Source organism: Pseudomonas nitroreducens (assembly GCF_014204515.1).
Classification (GTDB): domain Bacteria; phylum Pseudomonadota; class Gammaproteobacteria; order Pseudomonadales; family Pseudomonadaceae; genus Pseudomonas; species Pseudomonas nitritireducens_A.
This window is the reverse complement of record NZ_JACHLI010000026.1, coordinates 97,174-111,523: the sequence shown is the minus strand read 5'-3', so window position 1 is coordinate 111,523 and position 14,350 is coordinate 97,174. Positions and strand designations below refer to the sequence as shown.

Annotated in this window: 11 protein-coding genes; 1 reads left to right on the top strand and 10 read right to left on the bottom strand. The window is 62.3% G+C overall.

Annotation, left to right across the window (positions count from 1 at the left end):
• Positions 1-447: 447 nt before the first annotated feature.
• Complete coding sequence (locus tag HNP46_RS26000; RefSeq protein ID WP_184594765.1) at positions 448-984, top strand: C40 family peptidase; 537 nt, start codon at positions 448-450, stop codon at positions 982-984.
• Between the two features lie 181 nt (positions 985-1,165).
• Here HNP46_RS26000 and brnQ read toward each other — a convergent pair whose 3' ends face one another.
• From brnQ to sdhC, 10 genes are all read right to left on the bottom strand, one after another.
• Positions 1,166-2,479: a branched-chain amino acid transport system II carrier protein gene (gene brnQ / locus HNP46_RS25995; protein WP_184594763.1), complete on the bottom strand. Its 1,314-nt coding sequence runs from the start codon at positions 2,477-2,479 to the stop codon at positions 1,166-1,168.
• Positions 2,480-2,962: 483 nt separating this feature from the next.
• Positions 2,963-3,844, bottom strand: coding sequence for a succinate--CoA ligase subunit alpha (gene sucD / locus HNP46_RS25990; protein ID WP_038803160.1), 882 nt, complete (start codon positions 3,842-3,844; stop codon positions 2,963-2,965).
• Positions 3,844-5,010 (bottom strand): ADP-forming succinate--CoA ligase subunit beta, encoded by a 1,167-nt coding sequence (gene sucC / locus HNP46_RS25985; RefSeq protein ID WP_015477516.1) that lies wholly within the window; start codon positions 5,008-5,010, stop codon positions 3,844-3,846. Before sucC ends, sucD begins: the two co-directional genes overlap by 1 nt.
• A gap of 160 nt (positions 5,011-5,170) precedes the next feature.
• Positions 5,171-6,607 (bottom strand): dihydrolipoyl dehydrogenase, encoded by a 1,437-nt coding sequence (lpdA, locus tag HNP46_RS25980; protein WP_184594760.1) that lies wholly within the window; start codon positions 6,605-6,607, stop codon positions 5,171-5,173.
• 81 nt (positions 6,608-6,688) lie between these two features.
• Complete coding sequence (odhB, locus tag HNP46_RS25975) at positions 6,689-7,924, bottom strand: 2-oxoglutarate dehydrogenase complex dihydrolipoyllysine-residue succinyltransferase (RefSeq protein WP_184594758.1); 1,236 nt, start codon at positions 7,922-7,924, stop codon at positions 6,689-6,691.
• A gap of 42 nt (positions 7,925-7,966) precedes the next feature.
• The gene (locus tag HNP46_RS25970; RefSeq protein WP_184594756.1) at positions 7,967-10,798 is read right to left on the bottom strand and encodes a 2-oxoglutarate dehydrogenase E1 component; all 2,832 of its coding nucleotides are present in this window, start codon (positions 10,796-10,798) and stop codon (positions 7,967-7,969) included.
• A 248-nt stretch (positions 10,799-11,046) separates the two neighbouring features.
• On the bottom strand, positions 11,047-11,754 hold the full coding sequence (locus HNP46_RS25965; protein WP_184594754.1) for a succinate dehydrogenase iron-sulfur subunit: 708 nt from the start codon (positions 11,752-11,754) through the stop codon (positions 11,047-11,049).
• 11 nt (positions 11,755-11,765) lie between these two features.
• Complete coding sequence (sdhA, locus tag HNP46_RS25960; protein ID WP_045208031.1) at positions 11,766-13,538, bottom strand: succinate dehydrogenase flavoprotein subunit; 1,773 nt, start codon at positions 13,536-13,538, stop codon at positions 11,766-11,768.
• Between the two features lie 3 nt (positions 13,539-13,541).
• Positions 13,542-13,910: a succinate dehydrogenase, hydrophobic membrane anchor protein gene (gene sdhD / locus HNP46_RS25955; RefSeq protein ID WP_024765472.1), complete on the bottom strand. Its 369-nt coding sequence runs from the start codon at positions 13,908-13,910 to the stop codon at positions 13,542-13,544.
• Complete coding sequence (gene sdhC / locus HNP46_RS25950; RefSeq protein WP_167523168.1) at positions 13,904-14,290, bottom strand: succinate dehydrogenase, cytochrome b556 subunit; 387 nt, start codon at positions 14,288-14,290, stop codon at positions 13,904-13,906. The genes sdhD and sdhC overlap by 7 nt, the downstream gene beginning before the upstream one ends.
• Positions 14,291-14,350: the final 60 nt, after the last annotated feature.

Sequence of the window (14,350 nt, the reverse complement as noted above, 5' to 3'; positions counted from 1 at the left end):
ATCACTTCCATTGGGCATACGCTTAAAACCAGTCACAAGACTATCTCCTAGTTTAAGCGTGAGGCCCTGTCCTCAGATACAGGGGGCCAAACCAGGTACTCCGTCAGGATGACTATCCGAAGACTTGGAACAAGTCCCATACGAAACACCGCGCCGCAACGTTAAATTGCCGCCGCGCTCCAGAGTTCATGGTCACGGACCCAACCCTCATTGCGCCGCACTCCCTTTGAGGCCCAGCCCCAGGAAGTTGCAGCGCACTGGGTGGAAAGGCCCATCCCTCCCCGGGAGTCAGGCAAACACCTGACAGGCCGAACCACGGGAGCGCCCAGCGACTATCACGGAAATAGCGCTCCGCCCTACATCACCCCCTGATCCGTCGGCTCAGGCCTTGGTGCAGACTCGCCAGCAGAAGGAATACGGCACAACCCAACTCTTCAGTACCCCGAAATGCGTGCTCTTTCCTGGATCATTCTTCCACTGCTTTTACTGATCGCCTCCCTGACCCACGCCGATGACTTCTCGGCTGCCCAATGGGGCCGTGACACTCCTGGCTCTGGCCAGCCAGCAGCCACAGTACGAACCAATAAGGTCACTCCTGACACCCGCCAACGGATCGTCGCCCGTGCACACCAGCTGGTCGGTCATCGCTACCAGTGGGGCGGCGACTCGGTGGAAGCCGGATTCGATTGCAGCGGCCTGCTGGTCTACCTGTACCGCAGCATCGCCAACCTGCACCTGCCGCGAAACACCCGATCGATGATTGCCCAGCGCAACGCGGTGATCGACCGCCACGAACTGCAGCCGGGTGACGCCGTGTTCTTCAGCCACAATGGCAGCAACCGCGTCAGCCATGTCGGTCTCTATATCGGCGAGAACCGCTTCATTCACGCGCCCAGTACGGGAAACCGGATCCGCATCGACTCGCTCACCTCCAAGTACTGGAAGCGGGCCTACGTCACAGCGCGAAATTTTGACGGCCGTTGATGCACAGGCCCTGAAAGGCCTCTTGGCGGCCACTCAGCAAAGAGCGCGCTTCGGATGTCCCCCGAAAGTAGTTAGTGGTCCGATCAGGCTGGAGTCGACCAGCGCTGCCTGCCAACCCAGGCCAATCGCCAGGCAATAAAAAAGCCGCCTTGTGGGCGGCTTTTTCACGGATGGCGGGATATCAGGCCATCGCTTCCTGGGGTTTGCCCAGCAGGCGGTCGATCACCACCATCACGGCGAGCATGGCCACCGAGGGGATCAGCCAGGCGAGGCCCTGTTCGGCCAGCGGCAAGTGTTCCATCCAGGCCGGCATCCAGGCATCGAGCTTGGCGCCCTTGAGGGCGTCGATGATGCCGAAGACGAAGGAGATCACCATCACCGGGGCGACGATGCGGGTCTGCGAACGCCACAGGCTGGCGCAGAAGCTCAGCGCCACCAGCACGATGCACGGCGGGTAGATGGCGGTCAGCACCGGGATGGAGAACTGGATGAGCTTGGTCAGGCCCAGGTTCGACACCAGCAGCGAGAAGCTCGCCAGGATCACCACCAGGCTGCGGTAGGACAGCGGCAGGATGCGGCAGAAGTACTCGGCGCAGGCGCAGGTCAGGCCCACGGCGGTGACCAGGCAGGCCAGCGCGATGAGCACGGCGAGGAAGGTGCTGCCCAGCGAGCCGAAGGTGTGCTGCACGTAGGCGTGCAGGACGGCGGCGCCGTTGGCCGCACCGGCGGCGATGTCATGGCTGCCGGCGCCCAGGCGGAACAGGCTGATGTACACCAGCGCCAGGCCCACCCCGGCGATCAGGCCGGCGATGATGGCGTAGCGGGTGATCAGCCGCGGCGACTGCACGCCACGGGAGCGGATCGCGTTGACGATGACGATGCCGAAGACCAGCGCGCCGAGGGTGTCCATGGTCAGGTAGCCGTTGACGAAGCCCTGGGAGAACGCCGCAGCCTGGTAGGCCGGTTCGGCGACACCGATGGGGCCAGCCGGCAGCATGAAGGCGGCGATGCCCAGTGCGGCCAGGGCGATGATCTTCAACGGAGCGAGGAAGCGGCCGACGGTATCGAGCAGCTTGCCCGGATACAGCGAGATCACCAGCACGATCAGGAAGTACACCAGGCTGTAGAGGAACAGCGGCAGCGCGCCCTCCCCGGTCAGCGGCGCCAGGCCGACTTCAAAGGAGACGGTGGCGGTACGCGGGGTAGCGAACAGCGGCCCTACCGACAGGTAGCAGACGGCCGCCAGCAGCCCGCCGGCGACTTTGCCGATCGGGTGGCTGAGGGTGTCCATCGCCCCACCGACCTTGGCCAGCGCGACGACGGTGATCACCGGCAGGCCGACCGCGGTGATCAGGAAGCCCAGCGCGGCCATCCACACGTGGGGCCCCGACTGCAGGCCCACGATCGGCGGGAAGATGATGTTGCCCGCGCCGACGAACAGCGCGAAGGTCATAAAACCAAGTGCCAGGATGTCCTGGCCTTTCAAGACTTTCATGAAGGGAAATACCACAGTGCTGAAACGGGTTCGTGGTCTCCCAAGGCACGCCTACCGTACGGACGTGACAAAGCCGCATCGGACGGGATTGGCCGACTCACGCAAGGCGAGCCCGGGCATCCTGTGATGCTGCTGTCATCGGTACGGTGATTTGTTCTTGGAAGTCCGATAGCAGAGGTTTTCCATGGGCTCGTGGCCCAACTGCTCCTGCATTCTGGTTGTCCCGCCATCCTTGACGGTCAGGAATCGCCGTCGCCTCCGGGTAGGAGTGGACGGTGAGCGAGCCTTCCCTTGTGGGGAACGCGACGCTTCATATAGTTGCTAGCCTAACGATGTATTCCGATGAACTGCACTGACATACGTCAGATCGTCCGTGGAATGAACGCGGGTGTCGCCTGGGTGACACTTCTTCGGCGGCCGCCGCAATGACAGAGGCCACCCGAAGGTGGCCTTTGTTGGCGAACGGTTAGGTAAGCGAGGCGCTTACTTGACCGGCCAGCCGGTCAGCTCGGCCAGGGCCTTGCCGATGTCAGCCAGGGAACGCACGGTTTTCACACCAGCGTCCTGCAGGGCGGCGAACTTCTCGTCCGCAGTGCCCTTGCCGCCGGAGATGATGGCGCCGGCGTGGCCCATGCGCTTGCCGGGCGGTGCGGTGACACCAGCGATGTAGGACACCACCGGCTTGGTCACGTTGGCCTTGATGTAGGCAGCGGCTTCTTCTTCGGCCGAACCACCGATTTCACCGATCATGACGATGGCTTCGGTTTTCGGGTCTTCCTGGAACAGCTTCAGGATGTCGATGAAGTTGGAGCCCGGGATCGGGTCACCACCGATGCCCACACAGGTGGACTGGCCGAAGCCGGCGTCGGTGGTCTGCTTAACGGCTTCATAGGTCAGGGTGCCGGAACGCGACACGATGCCTACCTTGCCCGGCAGGTGGATGTGACCGGGCATGATGCCGATCTTGCACTCGCCGGGAGTGATCACGCCCGGGCAGTTCGGGCCGATCAGGCGTACGCCCAGCTCGTCGCACTTGACCTTGGCTTCCAGCATGTCGATGGTCGGGATGCCTTCGGTGATGCAGACGATCAGCTTGATGCCGCCGAAGGCCGCTTCCAGGATCGAGTCCTTGCAGAACGGAGCCGGAACGTAGATGACCGAGGCGTCAGCGCCGGTGGCTTCCACGGCTTCCTTGACGGTGTTGAACACCGGCAGGCCCAGGTGGGTGGTACCGCCCTTGCCGGGGGTCACGCCGCCAACCATCTTGGTGCCGTAGGCGATGGCTTGTTCGGAGTGGAAGGTACCCTGCGAGCCGGTGAAGCCCTGGCAGATGACTTTGGTGTCTTTATTGATCAGGACGCTCATTACTTACCCTCCGCGGCCTTGACGACCTGCTGGGCAGCGTCGGTCAGGCTGGTCGCCGCGATGATGTTCAGACCGCTCTCGGCCAGGACCTTGGCGCCGAGGTCGGCGTTGTTGCCTTCCAGACGAACGACAACCGGGATTTTCACGCCGACTTCTTTCACGGCGCCGATGATGCCTTCGGCAATCATGTCGCAGCGAACGATGCCGCCGAAGATGTTCACCAGAACGGCAGCGACGTTGCTGTCGGACAGGATGATCTTGAACGCTTCGGTTACGCGCTCTTTGGTGGCACCGCCGCCAACGTCGAGGAAGTTGGCCGGCTTGCCGCCGTGCAGGTTGACGATGTCCATGGTGCCCATGGCCAGGCCAGCACCGTTGACCATGCAGCCGATGTTGCCTTCCAGCGCGACGTAGTTCAGTTCCCACTTCTGCGCATGGGCTTCACGAGCGTCGTCCTGGGACGGGTCGTGCATGGCGCGCAGCTTGGGCTGACGGTACATGGCGTTGGAGTCGATGTTGATCTTGGCGTCCAGGCAGTGCAGGTTGCCGTCTTTCTTGATCACCAGCGGGTTCACTTCCAGCAGCGCCAGGTCGTAGTCCTGGAACAGCTTGGCCAGGCCAACGAAGATGTGGGTGAACTGCTTGATCTGGTCGCCCTTCAGGCCCAGCTGGAAGGCCAGCTCGCGACCCTGGTAGGGCTGTGCGCCAACCAGCGGATCGATGGTGGCCTTGAGGATCTTCTCAGGGGTTTCGTGCGCCACTTTCTCGATGTCCACGCCACCTTCGGTGGAGGCCATGAAGACGATGCGACGGCTGGAACGGTCGACAACGGCGCCGAGGTACAGCTCCTTGTCGATGTCGGTGCAGGATTCCACCAGGATCTTGCTGACCGGCTGGCCGTTGGCGTCAGTCTGGTAAGTCACCAGACGCTTGCCCAGCCAGTTGGCGGCGAACGCCTTGGCGTCCTCTTTGCTCTTGACCAGCTTCACACCGCCCGCTTTACCGCGGCCACCGGCGTGTACCTGGGCTTTAACGACCCACTCGGTACCACCGATCTTTTCACAGGCTTCTGCGGCCTCTTCGGGTGTGTCGACGGCGAAGCCCTTGGATACGGGCAGGCCGTACTCAGCGAACAGCTGCTTACCCTGATATTCGTGGAGATTCATGCTTGTCTACCGTTTTCGTCTTGGGTATTGCGCATTCGGCGCGGCGCTCGTGGCACCACGCCACCTGTGACCGTGTCCCCCTCGGGGGAGAAACGATCCGGCGGGTCGGGAAGCAGCCCCTCGCAAAAGACTGCCGCCCTCCCCGCCGTGGTCCCGTTCCTTAGCGCTTCTTGCGGTTGGCGATGTGGATGGCGTGGCCATTCACTGCCAGGGCCGCTTCGTGCAGCGCTTCGGACAGAGTCGGGTGGGAGAAGACCATCATGCCCAGGTCTTCGGCACTGGTGCCGAATTCCATGCCGATCGCGCCCTGCTGAACCAGCTCGGCGGCGCTCGGGCCGATCACGTGGACGCCCAGTACGCGGTCGGTCTTGGCATCGGCGATGACCTTGACCAGACCGCCGGTGTCGTTGGCAGCCATGGCGCGGCCGCTGGCGGCGAACGGGAAGGTACCGACGTTGACTTCGACGCCTTCACCCTTGAGCTGCTGCTCGGTCTTGCCGACCCATGCGATTTCCGGGTGGGTGTAGATCACCGACGGAATCAGGTCGTAGTTCATCTGGGCCTTGTGGCCGGCGATGCGCTCGGCAACCATCACGCCCTCTTCCGAGGCCTTGTGCGCCAGCATGGCGCCGCGGACCACGTCACCGATGGCGTAGACGCCCGGAACGCTGGTCTTGCAGTGGTCGTCGACGAAGATGAAGCCACGCTCGTCCAGGGTCACGCCGGAGTCGGCGGCCAGCAGATCGGTGGTCACCGGGCGACGGCCCACGGCCACGATCAGCTTGTCGAAGACTTCCTTCTGCTCGCCGTTGGCGTCGGTGAAGGTGACAGTGACCTGCTTCTTCTTCACTTCCGAGGCGGTTACGCGAGCGCCCAGACGGATGTTCAGACCTTGCTTGGTCAGGGTCTTCAGGGCTTCCTTGGCGATCTGCTCGTCGGCGGCCGGGAGGAACTTGTCCAGGGCTTCCAGGACGGTGACTTCAGCGCCCAGGCGAGCCCAGACCGAACCCAGTTCCAGGCCGATGACGCCAGCGCCGATCACGCCCAGCTTCTTGGGTACGCTCTGGAATTCCAGGGCGCCGGTGGAGTCGACGATGACGTCGTCGGTCAGCGGAGCCGGCGGGATTTCCACCGGACGCGAGCCCGAGGCGATGATGATGTTGTCGGCTTCCAGAACCTGGGTCTTGCCGTCCAGACCGGTCACTTCGATCTGCTTGTTGGCCAGGACCTTGCCGTGGCCTTCGAAGGAGGTCACGCCGTTGGCCTTGAACAGGGTGGCGATGCCGCCGGTCAGGTTCTTCACGATGTTGGCCTTGCGACCGATCATCGCCGGGACGTCCATCTTCACGCCGCCGGTGGAGATACCGTGGATCTCGAAGCCTTCTTTGGCTTCCTTGTACTTCCAGGAGCTGTCGAGCAGTGCCTTGGACGGAATGCAGCCTACGTTCAGGCAGGTACCGCCGAGGGCGACCTTGCCCTCCTTACCGATGTACTTCTCGATGCAGGCGGTCTTCAGGCCGAGTTGGGCGGCACGGATGGCGGCTACATAACCGCCGGGGCCGGCACCAATCACAACCACGTCGAATTTCTGGCTCATGTCTCAATCCTTATTCCGGTGAAGCGGACGGCCCCTTGCGGGGCCGTCGTGTAGTACGGGGCCGTCGTGTGAACTGACGTATCAGACGTCGAGCAGCAGGCGAGCCGGATCTTCCAGCAGATCCTTCATGGCGACCAGGAAGCTGACCGCTTCCTTGCCGTCGATCATGCGGTGATCGTAGGACAGCGCCAGGTACATCATCGGCAGGATGACCACTTGGCCGTTAACGGCCATGGGGCGCTCCTGGATCTTGTGCATGCCGAGGATGGCGGTCTGCGGCGGGTTGACGATCGGAGTCGACAGCAGGGAACCGAATACGCCACCGTTGGAAATGGTGAAAGTACCACCGGTCATGTCTTCGATGGACAGCTTGCCGTCTTTGGCTTTCTTGCCGAAGGTGGCGATTCCGTTCTCGATCTCGGCCAGGCTCATGAACTCGGCGTTGCGCAGAACCGGTACGACCAGACCGCGGTCGCTGGAAACTGCCACACCGATGTCCTGGTAGCCGTGGTAGACGATGTCGTTGCCGTCGATCGAGGCGTTGACGCCCGGGAAGCGTTTCAGGGCTTCGGTGGCGGCCTTGACGAAGAAGGACATGAAGCCCAGGCGAACGCCGTTGTGCTTCTTCTCGAACAGGTCCTTGTACTTGTTGCGCAGGTCCATGATCGGCTTCATGTTGACTTCGTTGAAGGTAGTCAGCATGGCCATGGAGGACTGGGCTTCGACCAGACGCTCGGCAACCTTGGCGCGCAGGCGGGTCATCGGTACGCGCTTCTCGACGCGATCGCCAGCAGCGAACACCGGTGCAGCCGCGGCCGGGGCAGCAGCAGCCTTGGCGGCCGGAGCGGCAGCCGGGGCGTTCTTCTTGGCTTCGACGGCGGCGACGACGTCTTCCTTGGTCACACGACCGCCCTTGCCAGTGCCGGCCAGGCTGTTCGGGTCGATGCCGTTCTCTTCGGCCAGCTTGCGGGCGGCCGGCGAGAGGATGTTGTCGTCGCCAGCGGCGGCAGCAGCCGGAGCAGCGGCGGCCGGAGCGGCAGCCGGAGCCGAGGCAGCAGCCGGAGCGGCAGCGGCAGCACCGCCTTCGCTCAGTTTGCCCAGCAGTTCGTTGGAGAGAACGGTGTCGCCTTCGTTCTTGACGATCTCGGCCAGGACGCCGTCGGCCTCGGCCAGTACTTCGATCACGACCTTGTCGGTCTCGATGTCGACGATCAGTTCGTCACGCTTGACAGCTTCACCGACCTTCTTGTGCCAGGTGGCGACGGTGCCGTCGGCAACCGATTCCGGGAAGGTTGGGGCTTTGATTTCGATAGCCATTATGTGTGTTTCCTTAAATTCGGTATCAACTGCGCGTTGGCGTTAAACGGTGAAGGCGTCCTGCAGCAGTTTTTCCTGCTGCTCGGCGTGCATCGAAGCGTAGCCGCAAGCCGGAGCTGCCGAGCCTTCGCGGCCCGCGTATTCCAGGTTGAGACCTTTCTTGTGCGCGGCGATGACACGACGCATGTGGTGCTGCGAGCAGAACCAGGCGCCCTGGTTCATCGGCTCTTCCTGGCACCAGACGATGTGCTTGAGGTTCTTGTACTGCGACAGTACCTCGGTCAGATCGTCTTCCGGGAAGGGATACAGCTGCTCGATACGAACGATCGCGATGTTCTCGAGACCTTCGGCACGACGCTTCTCCAGCAGGTCGTAGTAGACCTTGCCGCTGCACAGCACGATGCGGTCGACTTTCTTCGGATCCAGGCTGTCGATCTCGTTGATCACGGTCTGGAACGAACCGTCGGCCAGATCTTCCAGGGTCGAGATGGCCAGCTTGTGACGCAGCAGCGACTTCGGCGTCATCACGATCAGCGGCTTGCGCAGCGGACGGATCACCTGACGGCGCAACATGTGGTAGACCTGGGCCGGGGTGGTCGGCACGCAGACCTGGATGTTCTGTTCGGCGCACAGCTGCAGGTAACGCTCCAGACGCGCGGAGGAGTGCTCCGGACCCTGGCCCTCGTAACCGTGCGGCAGCAGCATGGTCAGACCACACAGGCGTTGCCACTTGGTTTCACCGCTGGTGATGAACTGGTCGATCACGACCTGCGCACCGTTGGCGAAGTCACCGAACTGGGCTTCCCACACCACCAGTGCATCCGGAGTGGTGGTGGCATAGCCGTATTCGAACGCCAGCACGGCTTCTTCCGAGAGGTAGGAGTCGTACAGGCTGACGCGCGGCTGGCCGTCGAACAGGTTGGCCAGCGGGATGTAGACCGAGTCGTCCTTCTGGTTGTGCAGCGCCGCGTGGCGGTGCGAGAAGGTGCCGCGGCCGACGTCCTGACCGGTCATGCGCACCGGGTGACCTTCGAACAGCAGGGTGGCGTACGCCAGGTTCTCGGCGAAGCCCCAGTTGATCGGGAAGCCACCGGCAGCCATCTTGGCGCGGTCCTCGTAGATCTTCTGGACCTGACGCTGCATGACGAAGCCGTCCGGGGTTTCCAGCAGCTTGTTGGACAGGTCCTGCAGGGTTTTCAGGTCGCAACGGGTGTCGTGACGCGCGGTCCAGGCGTGGCCCACGTAGGGACGCCAGTCGACGAAGAGCTCCTTGTTGGGCTCCTTCACCAGGCTTTTCACCACGTGCAGGCCGTTGTCGAGAGCGTCGCGGTATTCGTCGACCTTCTCCTGGGCCTGCTCGGTGGTCTGCACGCCAGCGGCGATCAATGCATCGGCATAGAGGTCGCGGGTAGTGCGCTGCTTGGCGATCTGCTGGTACATCAGCGGCTGGGTGCCGCTCGGCTCGTCGGCCTCGTTGTGGCCGCGACGGCGGTAGCAGACCAGGTCGATGACCACGTCACGCTTGAACTGCATGCGGTAATCGATGGCCAGCTGGGTCACGAACAGGACCGCTTCCGGATCGTCGCCATTCACATGGAAGATCGGCGCCTGGATCATCTTCGCCACGTCGGTCGCGTACTCGGTGGAACGAGCATCGTCCTGACGGCTGGTGGTGAAGCCGACCTGGTTGTTGATCACGATGTGGATGGTGCCGCCCGTCTTGTAAGCACGGGTCTGCGACATCTGGAAGGTTTCCATGACCACGCCCTGCCCCGCGAAGGCGGCATCGCCGTGGATGGAGATCGGCACGACCTTGTCGCCGGTGCCATCTTTACGACGGTCCTGGCGGGCGCGTACCGAACCCTCGACCACCGGGGAAACGATTTCCAGGTGCGAGGGGTTGAACGCCAGGGCCAGGTGGACTTCGCCGCCGGTGGTCATGACGTTGGAGGAGAAGCCCTGGTGGTACTTCACGTCACCCGAGCCCATCTCGACCAGCTTCTTGCCTTCGAACTCGTCGAACAGCTCGCGCGGGTTCTTGCCCAGGGTGTTGACCAGGACGTTCAGACGGCCACGGTGGGCCATGCCGATGACGATTTCCTTGACGCCGTAGGAGCCGGAGCGCTGGATGATCTCGTCAACCATCGGGATCAGGCTCTCGCCGCCTTCCAGGCCGAAACGCTTGGTGCCCGGGTACTTGGTGCCCAGGTACTTTTCCAGGCCTTCGGCAGCGGTGAGGCGCTCGAGCAGGTGGGAGCGGGCTTCGACAGAGTACGCCGGACGGCCACGGACGCTTTCCAGGCGCTGGGCGAACCAGTGACGCTGCTCGGAATCGACGATGTGCATGAATTCGGCGCCGATGGTGCTGCAGTAGGTCTGCTTCAGCGCATCGATGATTTCACGCAGGGTCGCCTCTTCCTTGCCGATGTAGAGCTCACCGGTACGGAAGGTGGTGTCGAGGTCTGCAGCGGTGAGCCCGTAATGTTCGAGCGACAGATCGGAGGGAGCGGTACGTACCCAGAGACCCAGCGGATCGAGCGATGCCGCCTGATGTCCGCGCAACCGGTAAGCCAGGATCAGGCGCAGGACTTCAACCTGCTTTTTCTCGTGCTCGGTGCTTACGCTGCCAGCGGAAACAGGCGCAGCACGGCGCTGGTTCTTGGCCAGGAGTACGAAATGATCACGGATAGAGGAATGCGAGACGTCGGGGGCGGAATTGCCGTCGGCGGGAAGCTTCTGGAAGTACGTGCGCCACTCTTCTGGCACAGCGTTCGGGTCGTGCAGGTAGAGCTCGTAGAGCTCTTCGACGTAGGCAGCGTTTCCACCGGATAGATGGGCACTGTTCCACATCCGCTGCATTACGCTTTCGTGCATGCTTGGTCACCCTCGGTAAGGGGACTCCACCTGTGGAATCTCTGGCGCGAAGTCATACACAGCGACTTCAAGCCACCGATCCCCGCAGATAGTCCGGGTACCAGCCCGGATGCCCCTGCTGGTCATATATACGTTTTCAAAACAGGACCCCCGCTTTGTGGGCTTGGGTCCTAGGTACTGCACCGCCGGACATGTTCCGGCGGCACAGGTGTCGCTCTTTCATGATCTGTGGGCGCAAGGCCCGCAGATCAAGTGCCGCTCTGCAGCAGCATGTTACGGATGTGACCGATTGCCTTGGTGGGGTTCAGACCCTTCGGGCAGACGTTCACGCAATTCATGATCCCGCGGCAGCGGAACACGCTGAACGGGTCATCCAGGCTCGCCAGGCGCGCCTGGGTTTCGGTGTCACGGCTGTCGGCCAGGAAGCGATAGGCCTGCAGCAGCGCAGCGGGACCCAGGAACTTGTCGGGGTTCCACCAGAACGACGGGCAGGAGGTCGAGCAGCAGGCGCACAGGATGCACTCGTACAGACCGTCCAGCTTCTCGCGCTCTTCCGGGCTTTGCAGACGTTCGATGGCCGGCGCTGCATATTTGTTCTGCAGGAACGGCTTCACGCTCTCGTACTGTTTGTAGAAGATGCGCATGTCGACGACCAGGTCACGGATGACCGGCAGGCCGGGCAGCGGGCGAATGACCAGCTTGCCGCCCTTCAGGCCGACGGCCGACAGGGGGGTGATGCAGGCCAGGCCGTTCTTGCCATTCATGTTCATGCCGTCGGAACCGCACACGCCTTCACGGCAGGAGCGACGGTAGGAGAAGCCCTCGTCCTGTTCCTTGATCAGCGCCAGTACGTCCAGGACCATGATGTCCTTGCCGTCGGTATTGACCTGGAAGTCCTGCATGTAAGGTGCAGCGTCCTTCTCAGGGTTGTAGCGGTAAACACTCACTTGCAACATGGCGGGCACCCTTAGTAAGTACGAACCTTGGGTTCGAATGCCGGAACAGTTTTCGGCGCGAAGTTGACGGCACGCTTGGCTACACGCTTCTCACCCGGGAAGTACAGGGTGTGGCACAGCCAGTTCTCGTCATCGCGCTCCTCGAAGTCTTCACGGGCATGCGCGCCGCGGGACTCTTTGCGGGCTTCTGCCGCAATCGCAGTGGCTTCGGCCACTTCGAGGAGGTTCTGCAGTTCCAGCGCTTCGATACGCGCCGTGTTGAATGCCTGGCTCTTGTCGTTGATCTTGACGGCAGCGATGCGCTCACGCAGATCAGCCAGCTGAGCGATACCTTTCTGCATGTACTCGCCGGTACGGAACACACCGAAGTAGTTCTGCATGCAGGATTGCAGCTCGCGCTTGAGCGGAGCGACTTCTTCGCCGCTGGTACGCTCGTTCACGCCGTTCAGGCGCTTGAAAGCGGATTCCAGGTCGGACTCGGAAGCCTGGCGGTGCTCGATACCATCCTTGAGCGCCTTCTCCAGGTGCAGACCGGTGGCACGACCGAATACCACCAGGTCGAGCAGCGAGTTGCCGCCCAGGCGGTTGGCGCCGTGTACCGATACGCAAGCCACTTCGCCTACGGCGAACAGGCCTTCGATGATCTGCTCGTTGCCGTTGGCGTCCATGGTCAGGGCCTGGCCATGGATGTTGGTGGCAACGCCGCCCATCATGTAGTGGCAGGTCGGGATAACCGGGATCGGAGCGACGACCGGGTCGACGTGGGCGAAGGTCTTGGACAGTTCGCAGATGCCGGGCAGGCGGCTGTGCAGAACTTCCTCGCCGAGATGGTCGAGCTTCAGCAGTACGTGGTCCTTGTTCGGGCCCACGCCGTTGCCGGCGATCACTTCCTTGACCATGGAGCGGGCAACCACGTCGCGGCCGGCCAGGTCTTTCGCGTTCGGAGCATAACGCTCCATGAAACGCTCGCCATGGGCGTTGATCAGGTAACCGCCTTCACCACGGCAGCCTTCGGTGACCAGTACACCAGCGCCGGCGATGCCGGTCGGGTGGAACTGCCACATCTCGATGTCCTGCACCGGTACGCCAGCGCGCAGGGCCATGCCGATGCCGTCACCGGTGTTGATCAGGGCGTTGGTGGTGGAGGCGTAGATACGGCCGGCACCGCCAGTGGCCAGGACCACGGCCTTGGAACGGATATAAACGGTGTCGCCGGTTTCGATGTCGATGGCGATGACGCCAACCACATGACCGTCCTGGTTCTTCACCAGGTCAACGGCGTACCACTCATTAAGGAAGGAGGTACCGCTCTTCAGGTTGGCCTGATAGAGGGTGTGCAGCAGGGCGTGACCGGTACGGTCAGCCGCGGCGCAGGTACGGGCAGCCTGACCACCCTTGCCGAAGTCCTTGGACTGGCCACCGAATGGACGCTGGTAGATGCGGCCCTGCTCGGTACGGGAGAACGGCAGGCCCATGTGTTCCAGCTCGAACACGGCTTCCGGGCCGACGGAGCACATGTATTCGATAGCGTCCTGGTCACCGATGTAGTCGGAGCCCTTGACGGTGTCGTACATGTGCCAGCGCCAATCGTCGTTCGGGTCGGCCGAGGCGATGGCGCAGGTGATGCCGCCCTGGGCGGATACGGTGTGCGATCGGGTCGGGAAGACCTTGGTCACCACGGCAGTCTTGTGACCGCCCTGGGCCAGTTGCAGCGCAGCGCGCATGCCGGCGCCGCCGCCACCCACGATGATGGCGTCGAAGGAAAGAGTACGAATGCTAGCCATGGATCAGTTACCCCAGAGAATCTGCACACCCCAGACGAAGAATGCGAACATGGCCATGCCGCATACCGCCTGGACGAGGAAACGCACGACGGTCGCGGACTTGCCCAGCGCCATCGGAGTCAGGTAGTCGGTAGTGATGGTCCACATACCAACCCACGCGTGCACGCTCAGGGAAACCAGCGTCAACAGGCTGAAGATCTTCATCAGGCTGTGGGAGAACAGACCATGCCACTCGGCGTAGGTAATGCCCGGGTGAGCGATCAGGAAGCCCAGCAGGAAGAGAACATAAGCCGCGAGAACGACCGCGGAGACGCGCTGGACCATCCAGTCATAGAGACCCGAACGCGACAAGTTAGTGACGTTAGTTACCATACCCATACCCCCGCCAGAACGATCAGCACCACTGCGACAGCGATGACGATTTTCGAACCACGCTTACCGCCTTCCAGTGTTTCGCCAATACCTGCGTCCATGACGAGGTGACGAATACCGGCTACCAGGTGGTACAGCAGCGCAGACAGCAGGCCCCAAATCACAAGCTTGACCAACGGATGGGTCAGACACGCCTTCACCTGCTCGAAGCTTTCTTCCGAAGCGAGGGAACGATCCAGTGCAAACAGCAGCACTGCGATGCCCACGAACAGAATGACGCCAGAGATACGGTGGAGAATCGACGTGTAAGCAGTGATAGGGAGTTGGATGGTCCTTAGGTCTAGGTTTACGGGTCGTTTGCTATTCACGGCTTTTTTCACACTGAGAGCCCTTATATGAAGCAGGGCTAGTTGTCGGGAGGTGCACTTGTCAGGTACCCA